Annotated in this window: 17 protein-coding genes; 7 read left to right on the top strand and 10 right to left on the bottom strand. The window is 68.6% G+C overall.

Annotation, left to right across the window (positions count from 1 at the left end):
- Positions 1-19 precede the first annotated feature (19 nt).
- Positions 20-724, bottom strand: coding sequence for a lipoyl(octanoyl) transferase LipB (gene lipB / locus IQ292_RS01465; protein WP_203308531.1), 705 nt, complete (start codon positions 722-724; stop codon positions 20-22).
- A 158-nt stretch (positions 725-882) separates the two neighbouring features.
- Here lipB and IQ292_RS01460 point away from each other — a divergent pair, with 158 nt between their 5' ends.
- Together IQ292_RS01460 and IQ292_RS01455 are read left to right on the top strand one after the other, a co-directional pair.
- Positions 883-1,716, top strand: a complete 834-nt coding sequence (locus IQ292_RS01460) for a DUF7847 domain-containing protein (protein WP_203308530.1) — start codon at positions 883-885, stop codon at positions 1,714-1,716.
- Positions 1,717-1,726: 10 nt separating this feature from the next.
- A complete protein-coding gene (locus IQ292_RS01455; protein ID WP_287977425.1) occupies positions 1,727-2,482 on the top strand; it encodes a hypothetical protein in 756 nt (251 codons plus the stop codon).
- Here IQ292_RS01455 and IQ292_RS01450 read toward each other — a convergent pair.
- The 4 genes from IQ292_RS01450 to IQ292_RS01435 all read right to left on the bottom strand — a co-directional run bounded on the left by IQ292_RS01450 (position 2,455) and on the right by IQ292_RS01435 (position 5,270).
- Positions 2,455-3,054 (bottom strand): GNAT family N-acetyltransferase, encoded by a 600-nt coding sequence (locus IQ292_RS01450; RefSeq protein ID WP_203308529.1) that lies wholly within the window; start codon positions 3,052-3,054, stop codon positions 2,455-2,457. The two genes, IQ292_RS01455 and IQ292_RS01450, sit on opposite strands and share 28 nt — an antisense overlap.
- Positions 3,055-3,058: 4 nt before the next feature.
- Positions 3,059-3,901 (bottom strand): oxygen-dependent coproporphyrinogen oxidase, encoded by an 843-nt coding sequence (gene hemF, locus IQ292_RS01445; protein ID WP_203308528.1) that lies wholly within the window; start codon positions 3,899-3,901, stop codon positions 3,059-3,061.
- Positions 3,902-3,949: 48 nt separating this feature from the next.
- Positions 3,950-4,711 carry a Crp/Fnr family transcriptional regulator gene (locus tag IQ292_RS01440; RefSeq protein WP_203308527.1) on the bottom strand — a complete coding sequence of 254 codons (762 nt, stop codon included), beginning with the start codon at positions 4,709-4,711 and terminating at the stop codon, positions 3,950-3,952.
- An 82-nt stretch (positions 4,712-4,793) separates the two neighbouring features.
- The gene (locus tag IQ292_RS01435) at positions 4,794-5,270 is read right to left on the bottom strand and encodes a tRNA (cytidine(34)-2'-O)-methyltransferase (protein WP_203308526.1); all 477 of its coding nucleotides are present in this window, start codon (positions 5,268-5,270) and stop codon (positions 4,794-4,796) included.
- Positions 5,271-5,473: 203 nt separating this feature from the next.
- Here IQ292_RS01435 and petA point away from each other — a divergent pair, with 203 nt between their 5' ends.
- From petA to IQ292_RS01410, 5 genes are all read left to right on the top strand, one after another.
- Positions 5,474-6,049, top strand: a complete 576-nt coding sequence (gene petA / locus IQ292_RS01430) for a ubiquinol-cytochrome c reductase iron-sulfur subunit (RefSeq protein WP_238940752.1) — start codon at positions 5,474-5,476, stop codon at positions 6,047-6,049.
- Between the two features lie 14 nt (positions 6,050-6,063).
- On the top strand, positions 6,064-7,350 hold the full coding sequence (locus IQ292_RS01425; protein ID WP_203308524.1) for a cytochrome b: 1,287 nt from the start codon (positions 6,064-6,066) through the stop codon (positions 7,348-7,350).
- Positions 7,351-7,374: 24 nt separating this feature from the next.
- Positions 7,375-8,217: a cytochrome c1 gene (locus tag IQ292_RS01420; protein WP_203308523.1), complete on the top strand. Its 843-nt coding sequence runs from the start codon at positions 7,375-7,377 to the stop codon at positions 8,215-8,217.
- Between the two features lie 264 nt (positions 8,218-8,481).
- The gene (locus IQ292_RS01415; protein WP_203308522.1) at positions 8,482-9,012 is read left to right on the top strand and encodes an adenine phosphoribosyltransferase; all 531 of its coding nucleotides are present in this window, start codon (positions 8,482-8,484) and stop codon (positions 9,010-9,012) included.
- Between the two features lie 130 nt (positions 9,013-9,142).
- A complete protein-coding gene (locus tag IQ292_RS01410; RefSeq protein ID WP_203308521.1) occupies positions 9,143-9,754 on the top strand; it encodes a hypothetical protein in 612 nt (203 codons plus the stop codon).
- A 9-nt stretch (positions 9,755-9,763) separates the two neighbouring features.
- On the opposite strand, the gene IQ292_RS01405 is transcribed toward IQ292_RS01410, so the two are convergent.
- From IQ292_RS01405 to IQ292_RS01385, 5 genes are all read right to left on the bottom strand, one after another.
- Positions 9,764-10,216, bottom strand: coding sequence for a MaoC family dehydratase (locus tag IQ292_RS01405; protein ID WP_203308520.1), 453 nt, complete (start codon positions 10,214-10,216; stop codon positions 9,764-9,766).
- 10 nt (positions 10,217-10,226) lie between these two features.
- On the bottom strand, positions 10,227-11,552 hold the full coding sequence (locus IQ292_RS01400) for an alkaline phosphatase family protein (protein ID WP_203308519.1): 1,326 nt from the start codon (positions 11,550-11,552) through the stop codon (positions 10,227-10,229).
- Between the two features lie 92 nt (positions 11,553-11,644).
- The gene (locus IQ292_RS01395; RefSeq protein WP_238940710.1) at positions 11,645-13,225 is read right to left on the bottom strand and encodes a hypothetical protein; all 1,581 of its coding nucleotides are present in this window, start codon (positions 13,223-13,225) and stop codon (positions 11,645-11,647) included.
- Between the two features lie 57 nt (positions 13,226-13,282).
- A complete protein-coding gene (locus IQ292_RS01390) occupies positions 13,283-13,588 on the bottom strand; it encodes a hypothetical protein (protein WP_420853643.1) in 306 nt (101 codons plus the stop codon).
- Positions 13,589-13,658: 70 nt separating this feature from the next.
- On the bottom strand, positions 13,659-13,997 hold the full coding sequence (locus tag IQ292_RS01385) for an energy transducer TonB (RefSeq protein ID WP_203308517.1): 339 nt from the start codon (positions 13,995-13,997) through the stop codon (positions 13,659-13,661).
- Between the last annotated feature and the right edge of the window lie 45 nt (positions 13,998-14,042).

The following is a 14,042-nucleotide window of genomic DNA, read 5'->3' as shown; positions in this document are numbered from 1 at the left end:
AGCACATAACGCCTGCCCCTCAAGCCTCGTTTTCCGTGGCACAAGAAAGAGTATCGAGGAACGCCGGGGCGGTGAACGCAAGGGCGGCGTCAAAGGTTTCCAGCGGGCTGGGCCGGCCAAGCGCCGCGAGGCTGGTGACCGGGAAGTCCGGCAGGCCGCAGGGCACGATGCCGCCGAAATGGGACAGGTCGGGCGCGACGTTGACCGCGAAGCCGTGCAGCGTCACCCAGCGCTGCACCCGCACCCCGATCGCGCCGATCTTGGCCTCGGGCGCGCCGGCCTCGGCGCCGTCGCGGGTCCAGATGCCGACGCGGCCCTCCACGCGGAACGCATCGACGCCCAGCCGGGCAAGCGCGGCGATCACCCATCCTTCAAGGCCATGGACGAAACAGCGGACGTCGCGGCCACGTCGATTGAGGTCGAGGATCAGGTAACCGATCCGCTGGCCGGGGCCGTGGTAGGTGTATTTGCCGCCGCGGCCCGTCACATGCACCGGAAACCGCGCGTCGATCAGTTCGGCGGGATCGGCACTCGTCCCCGCGGTGTAGAGCGGCGGATGCTCCAGCAGCCAGACGAGTTCGCGTGCCTCGCCTGCCGCAACCGCCGCGGCGCGGGCCTCCATTTCGGCGAGCGCGGCTTCATAGGGCGTCAGACCCGGCGTCACGCGCCATTCGATCCCGTCGAGCGCGGGTGGCAGGTCATAGGGTGGGAGCGCATCCGTCATGCGGCTGGCCATGGCGCAACGGTCGCCCCTCGCGCAAGCGATGGTCGAGCGCCCCTCGCGCAAGCGATGGTCGAGCGTCCTTCGCGCAAGCGATGGTCAAGAGCCTTGCCTTGGGCTAGTCCCCGCGCTCGACAGTCGGGCGAAAGGTGGGACGGGCGATGGTCAGGATGGCGAGCGTGTGGGACCGCAGCAGCGCGGTGTTGAGCGGGCGAGGCGCTATGCTGGCCGCGATCGCCGCGCCGACGCTGTTCCTGCCCGGTGTGATCCGGGCAGGGTACATATGGGCTACGACCCCCATCGGCGGCGGGCCCGCGCCCGTGTCGGCGGCGATCGGCGGCCTGCTCGGCATCGTGGTCGCGCTGGTTTCCCTGTGGGGACAGCTTGCCCTGATCGCCGCGTCCAGCGCGCCGGAGACGCAGGGACCGGACGCACGGCGTATCGCGACGGCACGGTTCCTGCCGGCGCTGGGCGTGATGGTGGTGCTGGTGGTGGCCTTGACGCTGCTCGCGCTCCCGCCGCTCTTCGTCATGGCGCGTGCGGGGTTCGATTTCGCCGCGGCCGCCGCAGGCACGCAGCAACTCGCGGTCGCGCCGGGGGCGGCGGCCTTCGCCGGCCTCTACATCCTGGTGCTGGGCATCGTCCTGCTGTTCGTCGGCGCCCGTCTCGCGCTCACCTATGCGGTGATCGTCAACGAGCGGCTGGCCCTGGGCGCCATCGGGCGGAGCTGGCGGCTGACGCGACGGCATACATGGCGGATCGTCGGCGTGCTGCTGTTGTGGGTCGTCGTCCTGCTCGTCGCCACCTGGGCGACCCAGGCGGTGGTCGGCACCCTATTGGGCCTGCTGCTGGGGCGCGAGGGCGTGGCGACCGTCCTGTTCGTCACCGCCATCGCCACCGCGGCGGTGTCGACGGTCTTCAGCGTCATCGCGATCGTGTTCACGACGCAGCTCTACGTCGCGCTCGCCGCGCAGCGCCGTGCCGCGGACGGTTGAGGACCATCGCGTGCAGACATCCGGACGCCCGACCTTCGCCGGCCTGATCGCGGAGGGCTGGGCGCTGTTTCGCCGCGACGCCGACCTGCTGGTGCGGATCGCGGGACTGTTCATCTTTCTGCCGACCTATGCCGTCACGTTGCTGGTCGCGCCATTCCCCTTGCCCGACGACAAGATCGCGGACACCCAGGCACGGGCGCAGGCCTGGATGACCGCGCTCGACGGCTGGATGGGCGATTACGGGCTGGGCTGCGTGCTCGCGTTCCTCGTCACCTATTTCGGGATCGCGCTCGTCTATTGCCTCATGCTCGACCCGGATCGGCCGACGGTCGGGCAGGCGCTCAAGCGCGCGCTGCGACTTTATCCACGCTTTCTTCTCGCGATGCTCGTGGTGCAGGTACCCGCCGGCGCCGGCATGTACCTGCTGCTGTTGCCGGGCCTGTGGCTGATGAGCCGCTTCCTGCTCGCCGGCCCGACGCTCGTCGCGGAGGCGCCTGTCGGTGCGCTCGCCGCCGTGGGACGGTCGTGGCGCCGCACGCGACCTGCGCAGCTCGCGCTGCTCGGCGCCACCGCCTTCATCTATCTCGCCGCGATGCTCGGCGGCCAGCCCTTCCTGCTGCTCGGCACGTGGCTGGGCGGCGGCGGCGCCAATCCGTTGGGCGTGGCGCTCGTCGACGCGGTCGCCGCCGCGGTGGCGAGCGCGGCACAGCTCGCCGGTGCGCTCGTCGCCGTCGTCGCCTATCGTCGGCTGGGCCCGGCCAGATAGGGGACATGCGCGCCCGCGCTTTCCGGCAACAGGCCGAGCGCGCGGGGATCGGGAAAGGTTTCGAGCGTCCGCTTGACCGCGACGAACCCCTGCGCCCGATAGAAATTGAGCGCGGACGGGTGGTCGAGCGTACAGGTGTGCACCCACAGCTTCGCGATGCCGGGCCGCCACGCGCGGGCCAGCGCCTCCGCCATCATCCAGCGGCCATGACCCTGGCCCGCGAGCTCGGGGACGAGGCCGAAGTAGGAAAGTTCGCATACGCCCGCCGCGCGGAAGTCCAGTTCGACCATGCCGACCTCGATCCCCGCGCGGTCGACCGCCGCGTGGATGACGACGGCGGGATCGTGGATGATCCGTGTCAGCGCGGAGTCGTCCATCGCCAGGCGCGAATACCAGAGCCAGGGACCGCCGATCCGCTCGAACAGCAGGCGATAGCGCGCCGGCTCCGGCGTCCGCCACGCCACCAGCCGTAGCGGGGATGCGGGCAGCGGCCGCAGCGGCGGCCGGTCGCGCATTTCCAGCGTCGTGACGACCGTCGCCAGCTGGTCGGGCGGCACGTCGATCAGCGCCACCCGCTCATTCCCAGGTCGCGAGCGGCGGCAGGCTCATCAGGATCGCGTCGATGTTGCCGCCCGTTTTCAGGCCGAACAGCGTGCCGCGATCGTAGACGAGGTTGAATTCGGCATAGCGGCCGCGCCAGGCGCGCATCGCCGCGACGTCGGCGTCGGTGAACGGGGTGGCCATCCGTCGCCGGACGATGCGCGGGAAGGCGTCGAGGAACGCCTCGCCCACCGCGCGGGTGAAGGCGAAGTTCGCCTCGAAATCGCCCTCCAGGTGATCGTAGAAGATGCCGCCCACGCCGCGATGCACGCCGCGGTGCGGGATGAAGAAATACTCGTCCGCCCATTGCCGGAACCGCGGATAATAGGCCGCATCGTGCGCGTCGCATGCCGCCTTCAGCGTGGCGTGGAAATCCTCGGTGTCCTCGGCATAGGGCAGCGGCGGGTTCAGGTCCGCGCCGCCGCCGAACCAGCGTTTGGTCGTCACCAGGAATCGCGTGTTCATGTGGACCGCGGGGACGTGCGGATTGGCCATGTGCGCGACGAGGCTGATGCCGGTCGCGAAGAAGCGCGGATCGCTGCCCGCACCGTGAATCGTCTTGCCGAATTCGCCCTCGAACGTGCCGCCGACGGTGGAGACATTGACCCCTACCTTCTCGAACACCCGCCCCTTCATCACGCCGCGCACGCCGCCGCCGCCGGGGGCGCCCGACGGGTCCGCGCGGTCCCACGGCGTATAGGCGAAGGCGGCTTCGGATCCCGCCTCGCGCTCGATACTCTCGAACGCGGCGCAGATACGGTCGCGCAGGGATTCGAACCACGTCCGGGCGGCGGTCTGTTCGGCGTCAAGCGTCAGCATGGCCGCTGCCTTACAGGCTCGGCCATGCGCGTGGAAGCACCGCGGCCGTCACACGTCGGGCGCGACGGCCTTGAGCCAGTCAGGATCGTGCGCAAGCTTGCGGTCCTGCACACCCGTGAGGCTGCGCAGGCGCTGCCGGTCGGGGATGGTGATGCGGTGCCGATCGCGCAGGATGATCCCGTCGACTTCGAGCTGGCGGATCATCCGGTTCACGTGGACGCCCGTCAGCCCGAGGTAATCGCCGATCTGCTCCTGCGTCACCGGCAGGTCGAAGCTGTCGGAGGCCGCACACGCCACCGCCGCCAGCCGATCGCTGAGGTCCAGCAGCAGCGCGCCGAGACGCTGGAGCGCGGACATGCGTCCCACGGTCGCCAGCCGATCCATCAACGCAACCCTTTCGCGCTGCGCGCTCAGGAACATGCAGGCGGCAAAGCGGGGATTAGACATGAACAGCGCCCCGAACGCCTGGGTCGGAATGCGATGCACGGTGACGGGCGTCAGCGCAGCCAGCGTGTCGGGCGCGCCGATGACGCACAAGGCCGTCGAACCGAGCATGTCGCCGGGCAGATGCAGCTTCAGGATCTGCCTCTCGCCATCGGACAGCAGCATCGACGAGGCCGCCCAGCCGTCCGATAGCAGCCACACGGCCTGCGCCGGTTCGCCCTCCCGCCGGATGATCGCATGGCGCGGAAGGCGAACGGGCGCCTCGGTCAGCTCGCGGATACGCGCAAGTTCACCGGTGGTCAGGCTTGCGAATTCCTTGAGCCGGTGGGTCGGCAGGGGAACAGAGGGAGATTGCGGGTCGAGCAAGGTACGGTTCCGGTCAGAAGAAGTGTCCTTGCTAGCGTGAAACCCGCCAGGCGCAATTGACGCATGTTGCTGTCTTCGCTCGCTAATCCTGTCGCGCGAGGGGCGAATCCGTCGCCGGCCAGCCGTTCGTCTGGCGAAGCGCTTCGGCCAGGACGATGGCACCGGACACCGCGACGTTGAGCGACCGCATGCCCGCGCGCATCGGTATGCGCACGCGCGCATCGGCGCGGTGGTGGACCTCGTCCGGCACGCCGGCGCCTTCGCTGCCCAGCAGCAGCGCGTCGCCGGGCTGGAACGTCATGTCGGGGAGGGGCGTGGCGCCGCGCGTCGTGAGCAGCACGATCCTGCCCGGCACGGATGCGACGAACGCGTCGAAGTCGGGGTGGCGGCGGATGCTGGCGGCCGCGCCGTAATCCATCGCGGCGCGCGTCATCGCCCTGTCGCCGAAGGGAAAGCCCATCGGTTCGATCAGGTCGAGGCCGACGTCCATACAGGCGGCGAGGCGCATCAGCGTACCGACGTTGCCGGCAATATCGGGCTGGTAAAGGGCAAGGCGCATCGCGATCGTCCTATCGCGCGGTGACGCGCCGCGCAAAAAGCCTGTTGGCAAAGCGCGCGAGGCCCGTCTATCACCGCGACCAGCCTGCCAAGGGGATGGCGGTGTTCGGACGGGGCGTCTTTCGAAGGTTCCAGCAGGAACGACGGAGATGGCTCCGCCGCAATAAAGACGGTTAGGGTGAGAGACGCATGGCGACTGACAGCATGGTGCCTCCCGGTGAATCGCCGGAGCCGTTCCACGAGGAGGTGCCCGATCCCCGTCGCCGCGACTTCATCAACATCGCCGCCGTATCCTTCGCGGGTGTCGGCGCGGTCGCGATCGTGCTGCCGCTGATCAACCAGATGAACCCTTCCGCCGACGTGCTCGCGCAGTCGACGACCGAGGTCGATCTGTCGAAGGTCGAGCCCGGTCAGGCGATCGTCACCACGTTCCGCAAGCAGCCGCTGTTCGTGCGCAACCTGACGCCGAAGGAGATCGCGGATGCGGACGCGGTGTCGCTGTCGACGCTGCGCGATCCGCAGACGCTGGAACAGCGCACCAAGCCCGGCAAGAAGAACTGGCTGATCACGCTGGGCGTCTGCACCCATCTCGGCTGCGTGCCGCTCGGCGCGCGCGAGGGCGAGAACCGGGGGCCGTTCGGCGGCTATTTCTGCCCGTGCCACGGTTCGGCCTATGACACCGCGGCGCGCATCCGCCAGGGACCGGCACCGAAGAACCTGCTCGTCCCCGATTACAAATTCGATTCCGACACGGCCGTCACGGTCGGCGTGGCCAGCTAAGGGAGACCCGAGACATGAGCTTTCCCTGGGCGAAGCATTACGAGCCGAAGCAGCCGCTGATGCGGTGGCTCGACGAGAAGCTGCCGCTGCCGCGCCTCGTCTACAATGCCGTCGGCGCGGGTTATCCGGTGCCGCGCAACCTCAACTATTTCTGGAACTTCGGCGTGCTCGCCGGGGCCGCGCTGGCGATGCAGATCATCACCGGCGTCGTGCTGGCGATGCATTATGCCGCCAATGCCGGCGTCGCGTTCGGCTCGGTCGAAAGCATCATGCGCGACGTCAACGCCGGCTGGTTCCTGCGCTATGCGCACGCCAATGGCGCGTCGATGTTCCTCGCCGTCGTCTACATCCACATCGGCCGCGGCCTCTATTACGGCTCGTACAAGGCGCCGCGCGAGATGGTGTGGCTGCTCGGCGTCGTCATCTTCCTCCTCATGATGGCGACCGCGTTCATGGGCTATGTGCTCCCCTGGGGGCAGATGAGCTTCTGGGGCGCGCAGGTCATCACAGGCTTCTTCTCGGCCATTCCGCTGGTCGGCGAGACGATCCGCGTCTGGCTGCTCGGCGGTTTCGCGCCGGACAACGCCGCGCTCAACCGCTTCTTTTCGCTTCACTATCTGTTGCCGTTCGTGATCGCGGGCGTGATCATGCTGCACATCTGGGCGCTGCACATCCCCGGCTCGAACAACCCGACCGGCGTCGAGGTGAAGGATGAGCAGGATACGGTGCCCTTCCACCCCTATTACACCGCGAAGGACGGCTTCGGGCTCGGCGTCTTCCTGCTGATCTTCGCGCTGTTCATCTTCTTCTCGCCCAACCTGCTCGGCCATCCGGACAATTACATCGAGGCGAACCCGCTCTCGACGCCGGCGCACATCGTTCCGGAATGGTATTTCCTGCCCTTCTACGCGATCCTGAAGAGCTTCACCGCGGACTTCATCCTGCCGGCGAAGCTGTGGGGCGTGCTGGCGATGTTCGGCTCGATCCTGCTGCTCTTCTTCCTGCCCTGGCTCGACTCGTCGCCGGTCCGGTCGGCCAACTACCGGCCGAAGTACCGCATCTTTCTCGGCATCCTGCTCGCCGACGTGCTGGTGCTCGGCTATGTCGGCGGTGCGGAGCCGCTGCCACGCAACGTCATCATGGGGCAGATCGCGGCGGCCTATTACTTCGCGCACTTCCTCATCATCCTGCCGTGGGTCGCCCGCTCGGAGCGTCCGCGCCCGCTGCCCAATTCGATCACCGAGGCGGTGCTGGCGAAGCACGGCGGCACCAGCCTCGCGCACAGCGCGGCGCAGGCCTGATCCGGCCCAGGGGGAAATAAGACAATGGTCCGTATCATCTCATCCCTGGTCGGCGCTGCCTTCGTCTTCGTGCTGGCGATCGCGCTGTTCGGCACGGTCAAGACCGCCATCACCGAACCCGCGAAGGAGGGGCCCGAAAAGGTCTTCCACCTCCATCCCGAGGATATCCACCTGCCGTCCGCCGGCTGGTTCGGGAAGTTCGACAACCGCCAGATCCAGCGCGGCTTTCAGGTCTACAAGGAGGTCTGCTCGGCCTGCCACAGCCTGAAGTACGTCGCCTTCCGCGACCTCACCAAGATCGGCTATTCGGAGGCCGAGGTGAAGGCGATCGCCAACCAGTGGGTGATCGAACAGCCGACGGTGAATCCGGAGACCGGCGAGGCGTCGACGCGCAAGAACGTGCCGTCGGACCACTTCCCGTCGCCCTTCGCAAACGAGGTCGCCGCACGTGCCGCGAACAACAACGCGCTGCCGCCCGATCTGTCGCTGATGACCAAGGCGCGCGAGGATGGTCCGAACTACGTCCACGCGCTGATCACCGGCTATCGCAACCCGCCGGCCGAGATGAAGCGGGAGTTCCCCGACTTCACGACGCCCAAGGGGCTGCACTACAACCCCTATTTCGCGAACCTGAACATCGCGATGCCGCCGCCGCTGACGCAGGACGGCCAGGTCACCTACACGGACGGCACCAAGGCGACCCGCGACCAGATGGCGCGCGACGTCGCGGCGTTCCTGACCTGGACCGCGGAGCCGAACCTCGAAGCGCGCCATGGCGCAGGGCTTGCCGCGGTGATCTTCCTGGCGATCTTCATCTTCCTCGCCTGGGGCGCCTATCAGAACGTCTGGCGCGACGTGAAGCATTGATCCCCACCGCCTTGCGGGCGGTGCGGGACGAAGGGGCGGATGGCGCAACTCGGCGCCGCCCGCCCTTTTGTTTTGGGTAGCCGGCCGCCCCCTTTCGTCATCCCGGCGAACGCCGGGACCCATGGTTGCGGGCGGCCGGCGGTGTCGCGCCATCGCTCCGCAATCGTGTCCATGGCTCCCGGCGTGCGCCGGGATGACGAAGGAATGGGCAGGCGCAGCCACCCCCCATTGACCCCGCCACCAAGCCACGCGACAGCGGCTCGCATGAACGACGATCTCAAGGCGCTGATCCGTACGATCCCGGACTTCCCCAAGCCCGGCATCCAGTTCCGCGACATCACGACGCTCCTGCTCGATCCGCGGGGGCTGGCGCAGACGGTGGCGCGCATGTCGGCCGCAACGGTCGGGCCGGTCGACCTCGTCGCCGGGATCGAGGCGCGCGGCTTTCTGTTCGCGGCCGCGCTAGCCGTCCCGCTGGGGGCAGGTGTGCTGCTGATCCGCAAGGACGGCAAGCTGCCGGGTGCGACCATCGCGGAAGATTATGCGCTCGAATATGGCCAGGACCGGATCGCCATGCACGAGGACGCGCTCGTGCCGGGTCAGCGCGTGCTGCTGGTCGACGATCTGATCGCGACGGGCGGCACCGCGCGCGCGGCGATCCGGCTCTTGCGCAAGGCCGGCGCACAGGTGGAGCAGGCGCAGTTCGTCATCGACCTGCCCGATCTCGGCGGCGCGGCCGCGCTGGCGGGGGACGGCATCCGCGTCGATTCGCTGTTCGCCTTTCCGGGCCATTGAAAGGCGGCGCATCCCGACGCGTAACCAGTCAGTAAGGGTTCATCCGGAACCTGCGATGATCCGCCCTCGTTTTACGACGATCGGCGCGCCCGAGCCATCAGCCCGCGCCCGCAAGTATTGGGAGAGCGTGATGATCCTCAAGCGCCTTGGCCTCACCGGCCTCATCCTCGCCGCAGGCCTGGGCACCGCCGCCTGCACCGACGGCTACGGCTATAGCGGCGTGTCCGTCGGCTATGGCACCGGCTATGGCTACGGATATGGCGACCCCTATGGGTACGGCTATGGCGGGTACGGCGGCTATGGCTATCCCGGCTACTTCGGCTGGTACGGCGACTATTATTATCCCGGCACGGGTATCTACGTCTACGACCAGTGGCGGCGGCCCTATCGCTGGAACGACGCGCAGCGCCGCTACTGGCAGGACCGTCGCAACGGCTGGCGGGGCGACCGCAACTTCCGGAACAATTGGGGTGGTTTCGATCGCGGCCAAGGCGGGACGTGGAACGGCACCCGGCCGGAAGGATGGAACGGACAGCGTCCGGGTGGCTGGAGCGGCAATCGCCAGAACTTTTCCGGTACGCCCGGCCAGACGCCTCCAGCGGTGACGCCGCAGGGAACGCCGGGCGCCACGGGCGGACAGCATTGGGGCGGCAATCGCGGCTGGGGCGGCGGTGGCCGTGGCGGCTGGGGCGGCGGCCGCGGCTGGGGTGGCGGTCGCGGCGGCGGTCATACCCGCCGCTGAGCCATTCGGTCAGCCGTCGACGGGCCGCGTCGCGAGCAGATAGTTGGACACGAACGTCATGACTACGACGTCGTGCTGGTTGAATACCGCCATCTTGCTGCGCACGATGCCCATTTCCGGACGGCTGGCCGAGCGCCGGGCCTCGAGCACTTCGGTTTCGCAGCGCAGGCGATCGCCGGGATAGACCGGCTTCAGCCATCGCAACTCGTCGATGCCGGGCGATCCCAGGCTGGCCTGACGATGCGCGTCCATGTGCGCGACCAGCATCGCCATGGTCATCGCACACGTATGCCAGCCGCTCGCCGCCAATCGCCCGAAATGCGTCTTTGCCGCGGCTTCGTCCGAAAGGTGAAAGGGTTGCGGGTCGTATTGGCGAGCGAAGCCGATGACCTCTTCGCGCGTCACCGCATAATCGCCGAACCGCGCGGTCTCGCCGACGACGACATCCTCGAAGTAGCGCATGCTTGTCCTCCTATCGTCGCAGGACGGCGCGAAAGGGTGCGTCGTCGCCGTCGAGCCCCGTCCCCGCGGGCAGGCCGATCAGATCGCGCAGCAGCGGCGCGACGTCGGTATTGTCGAAGCGGGCGAGGGTCTTGCCCCCCACGAACGCCGGACCGTTGGCGATGAACAGGGCCGCCATGTCGGGAGCGCGATTGTCATAGCCATGCGCGCCGCCGTGGATCGCATCGGTCGGCGCCGTCTTGAGGATCAGCCAACCGGTCTCTGCGAGGCAGAAATAGGGCGGGATGCGCGGATTGGTGCCGTAACGGAAGCGCGGCGGGATCGCACCCTTGCGCCAGCATTGCATGTGCGGGTGCGACTTGAGCAGCGCGGTCTCCAGCGCGGCCTCGTGCCCCGGCACGGGATAGAGGCTGGCGAAGGGGCCGGTGTCGAACAGGCGATAGTCGGCCGGATTCGCCACGCGATCCATCGCGATCGTGCGGGCGGTGTCGGTCGCGGCCATGCCGTGGTCGGCGACGACGACGATATTGGCGCGCTGGCGCAGCGTCGCCAGCCCGTCGACCAGCCGGCCGATCTGCGCGTCGATCGTCGCCACCGCCTGCGTCGTCTCCGGAGCAGAGGGACCATAGCCATGGCCCGCAGTGTCGACCGTATCGAAATAGAGCGTGACGAAACGCGGCCGCGTCGCGGCCGGGCGGCGTAGCCAGTCGATCACCGCGTCCACCCGCTGCATGGGAGAGACCGCCTGGTTGAACTGCTGCCAATCCTCTGGCCGCGTCGCGCCGTCGACCTGACCATGACCATGCGGCGACGGCGTACCGCCCCAGCCGACGTTCGCGCCGGGCCAGAACATCGTGGCGGTGCGGATGCCGGCCTTTTCGGCGGTCACCCAGATCGGTTCCGCCTGGCTCCACCAGAAGGGGTCGTCGGTGGCCATGGTGAAGGTCTCGCCGGGACGGCGCGGATCCTCCATCTTGTTGCCGACGATGCCGTTGTGATCGGGCACCTTGCCCGTCACGAGCGTCCAGTGGTTCGGAAAGGTGATCGAGGGAAAGGACGGCTGCATCACCGCGCTCACCCCATTCGCCGCGAGACGGTCGAGATTCGGCGTCACGCCGCGCATGCGATAATCGGGACGGAAACCGTCGATCGATACCAGGATGGTCACCGGCGCATCGGCGGCGATCGGCGCGGCGCTGGGCGGGGTCGCGGTGGACAGCGCGACCGTCGATCCCGGCGGTGCGGGCTGCGTGACGGGAGACAGCGCGGGCGGCGTCGCGGGCAGGCCGCATCCGGCCAGCAGGAGGAGCGGTGCGGCGAGGGCGAGCGACTTCATGGGATATGTATTTTCCCGGATAGACGAAAGGCTTGCCGTCTTCCCTAGCCGCCGGCTGCGGTCGGCGGAAGGGTCGACGGCACGCCCCGATGCTACAGGCCCAGCGCGAACTTCGCGAAGACCGTCCCGCTCACCGGATGCCCATAGGCCTCTGCGATCGCACGGGGTCTATCATAGACGGCGACCGTCCCGCCCAGCGCGACCCCGAGCGGTCCCACGATGGGCAGGCGATAGGCATAGCCCGCTTCCGCCTTGGTGACGCGATAGGCGATGTCGTGGCGCGGATCGTCATCGGCCGGGAACAGCTCGTCGTTGGCGACATTCTCGATCCGGCCGAAGATCGCATGGCGACGGTCGATTTCCCAGGTCGCCTCGCCCAGCCACGCGGTCAGTGACGCGCCATCCGAACCGCTAGGGGCGAGCCGCGTCTTGCGCGACCAGGCGCCGGTTAGCGCGAGGCCGGCGCGCGCGTAGGAAATGCTGGCCGTGGTCCGTGCCTCATCCTCGCCGGGATGCTGCTGCTCGGGACTGTCGAGCCGGCCATGGCTGACCTGCACGGCCAAGAAGGGGGAGGGGGTCCAGGTGCCGCGCACGCTCCACGAATCGAGCCTGGGCGATTCTATGTCCCAGCGATGCTCGTCCGGTTCGCGCCCACGGAACGCCGAGGCCTCCAGCTGGACCCTCGGTCCCGCATAGCCGGCGGTGACGACGCCGTAGGTGATGTGCGTCGAATCGAACCAGTGGTGCGTGATCGGCGCCATCGGCAGGTAGCGGGCCGAGGCCCGATGCATGAACGCGCTCGGGCCGAGCGCCGGCTCGCCGACGGGAGCGGCATAGACGAAGGCGGTCGCATTCTCGCCCAGCCGCGCATCGAGCCGCGCCGACAGCTCCATGAACAGGTCGTGCGGGTGCTGGCGGTCGACGAGCGGGCGGCCGTTCGCCAGCTCGCCGGTGGCGAACAGATTCGCATAGCCGCGCGGTCCCATCAGCGGTTCCAGGCTGCCCATGCCGCGTACCTGCACATGGAAGGCGTCGCCCAGATCGCGGTCCGCCATCAGCATGGCCATCGATCCGACGAAAGCGTCGCTGCCGCCGCGCGGACCGCCCTGCCGCGTCGCGACGCCCCAGGCATAGCCATGCGCCATCAGCATCCAGTCGCCGGCGTGGATCATCGCGCCGCGCATCGGCCCCTCGCCCGCGGGGAGGCGGCTGGTGCCGCTGCCCGTCTGGTACCATCCACCGCCGGCACCCATGGACATCGTTGCCGGTGGGGCGCCGGGAGGCGCCTTGGCCCATGCGTCGGACGCGGCGTCGCGATAGGCGGCCGGCGCGGTGAAGGCCGGCATCGCCATGCCGTCGTGTCCCATCGCGCCGTGATCCATCACCGCATGATCCATGGCCGCTTGACCCATCGTCATGCTGCCGGACGCGGCATGGCCCATGTCCGGCTGCTGCGCCGCCTTCGCCGCTGCGGTCGCGGTAGGCGCCGCGGCAGCATGGCCCGTGCCGGCATGATGGCCGGCCGTTGCGGATCGGCGAGGTTTTCCGTCGGTCGTCGCCGGTTGGTCGAATGTCGCCGGCATTGCCATGCCAGGCATGGCGTGATGGTCCTGCGCCGCGACGGGCGCAATGCCGCCCGCGGCAAGCGCCGCCAGCAAATGTGTCGCTAACATAGTGTCGTCTCGCTTCGCGAATATTGGTCCGAGTCAGCGGGGCATCGCCCCGCGCGCTCAGCCGGTTCGCGGCGGTGGCAGGGCTGGCGGCGTCCCCTGGCCGACATCCAGTCGCATGGCCCGCGCGATCAGGACCGGCCGCGACGCCGGAGCGGCTGCCACGAGCGGTGCGCGCAACCAGTCGCTGGGCGGGATACAGCCGATACAGCCGTGAACCGCATCGGCATCCGATCGAGGGGTAGGATGGCGATCCGTCGCCATGGCGTGCGGCGCGGCCTCGATCGCATCGTGACAGGCAGCCGGCGCCGCGCCGGGCATGGCGAAGGTCGCGAGCAAGAGGGCCAGGAGCAGCCGAAACAGCATCGTCACGCGCTAGCGCGAACCGCGACCCGCGTCACCATGGGGTCGCCAGCCTCTCGGGCGCGACGCGCGATCATTCGGGCAGCACCCAAGTGACGTCGCGTAGGGCGAAGCTTCCCGCCACCGCGGTGCCGGCATGCGACGCCGGGACGAACCGCGCATTGCGTCGCGCCAGCTCGCACGTCTGCCGGTCGAGCGCGGCCGACCCGCTCGAGCTGGTGATACGGCATCCGACGACGCGCCCCTTGGCGTCGATCGCCAGCATCGCCGAGACCTTGCCCTGCTGTCGCTTGGCGAGCGCTTCAGCCGGATAGGGCGTCATTGGAAACCAGTCGCTGCCGTCGCGGATGGGCGAGGGCGGCAAGTCGCCGTTCAAGTCCTGCAGGAAGAGCGCCAGAAGTAGGATCGACATGGACCTATACTAACCGCGCGTTTTCTGCCTGTCACGCCGCGTCAC

Source organism: Sphingomonas beigongshangi (assembly GCF_016820445.1).
GTDB lineage: Bacteria > Pseudomonadota > Alphaproteobacteria > Sphingomonadales > Sphingomonadaceae > Sphingomonas > Sphingomonas beigongshangi.
The sequence above is the reverse complement of the archived record's forward strand: the minus strand, read 5'-3'. Positions and strand labels throughout refer to the sequence as shown.

Excerpts from the sequence above, each read along its gene's own strand:
- lipB (WP_203308531.1), bottom strand. The coding sequence starts at position 724 with ATGACGGATGCGCTCCCACCCTATGACCTGCCACCCGCGCTCGACGGG.
- IQ292_RS01460 (WP_203308530.1), top strand. The coding sequence starts at position 883 with ATGGTCAGGATGGCGAGCGTGTGGGACCGCAGCAGCGCGGTGTTGAGC.
- IQ292_RS01385 (WP_203308517.1), bottom strand. The coding sequence starts at position 13,997 with ATGTCGATCCTACTTCTGGCGCTCTTCCTGCAGGACTTGAACGGCGAC.
- IQ292_RS01405 (WP_203308520.1), bottom strand. The coding sequence starts at position 10,216 with ATGCGCTACTTCGAGGATGTCGTCGTCGGCGAGACCGCGCGGTTCGGC.
- IQ292_RS01415 (WP_203308522.1), top strand. The coding sequence starts at position 8,482 with ATGAACGACGATCTCAAGGCGCTGATCCGTACGATCCCGGACTTCCCC.
- IQ292_RS01420 (WP_203308523.1), top strand. The coding sequence starts at position 7,375 with ATGGTCCGTATCATCTCATCCCTGGTCGGCGCTGCCTTCGTCTTCGTG.
- IQ292_RS01425 (WP_203308524.1), top strand. The coding sequence starts at position 6,064 with ATGAGCTTTCCCTGGGCGAAGCATTACGAGCCGAAGCAGCCGCTGATG.
- IQ292_RS01390 (WP_420853643.1), bottom strand. The coding sequence starts at position 13,588 with ATGCTGTTTCGGCTGCTCCTGGCCCTCTTGCTCGCGACCTTCGCCATG.
- IQ292_RS01400 (WP_203308519.1), bottom strand. The coding sequence starts at position 11,552 with ATGAAGTCGCTCGCCCTCGCCGCACCGCTCCTCCTGCTGGCCGGATGC.
- IQ292_RS01395 (WP_238940710.1), bottom strand. The coding sequence starts at position 13,225 with ATGTTAGCGACACATTTGCTGGCGGCGCTTGCCGCGGGCGGCATTGCG.
- IQ292_RS01435 (WP_203308526.1), bottom strand. The coding sequence starts at position 5,270 with ATGCGCCTTGCCCTTTACCAGCCCGATATTGCCGGCAACGTCGGTACG.
- petA (WP_238940752.1), top strand. The coding sequence starts at position 5,474 with ATGGTGCCTCCCGGTGAATCGCCGGAGCCGTTCCACGAGGAGGTGCCC.
- IQ292_RS01410 (WP_203308521.1), top strand. The coding sequence starts at position 9,143 with ATGATCCTCAAGCGCCTTGGCCTCACCGGCCTCATCCTCGCCGCAGGC.
- hemF (WP_203308528.1), bottom strand. The coding sequence starts at position 3,901 with ATGCTGACGCTTGACGCCGAACAGACCGCCGCCCGGACGTGGTTCGAA.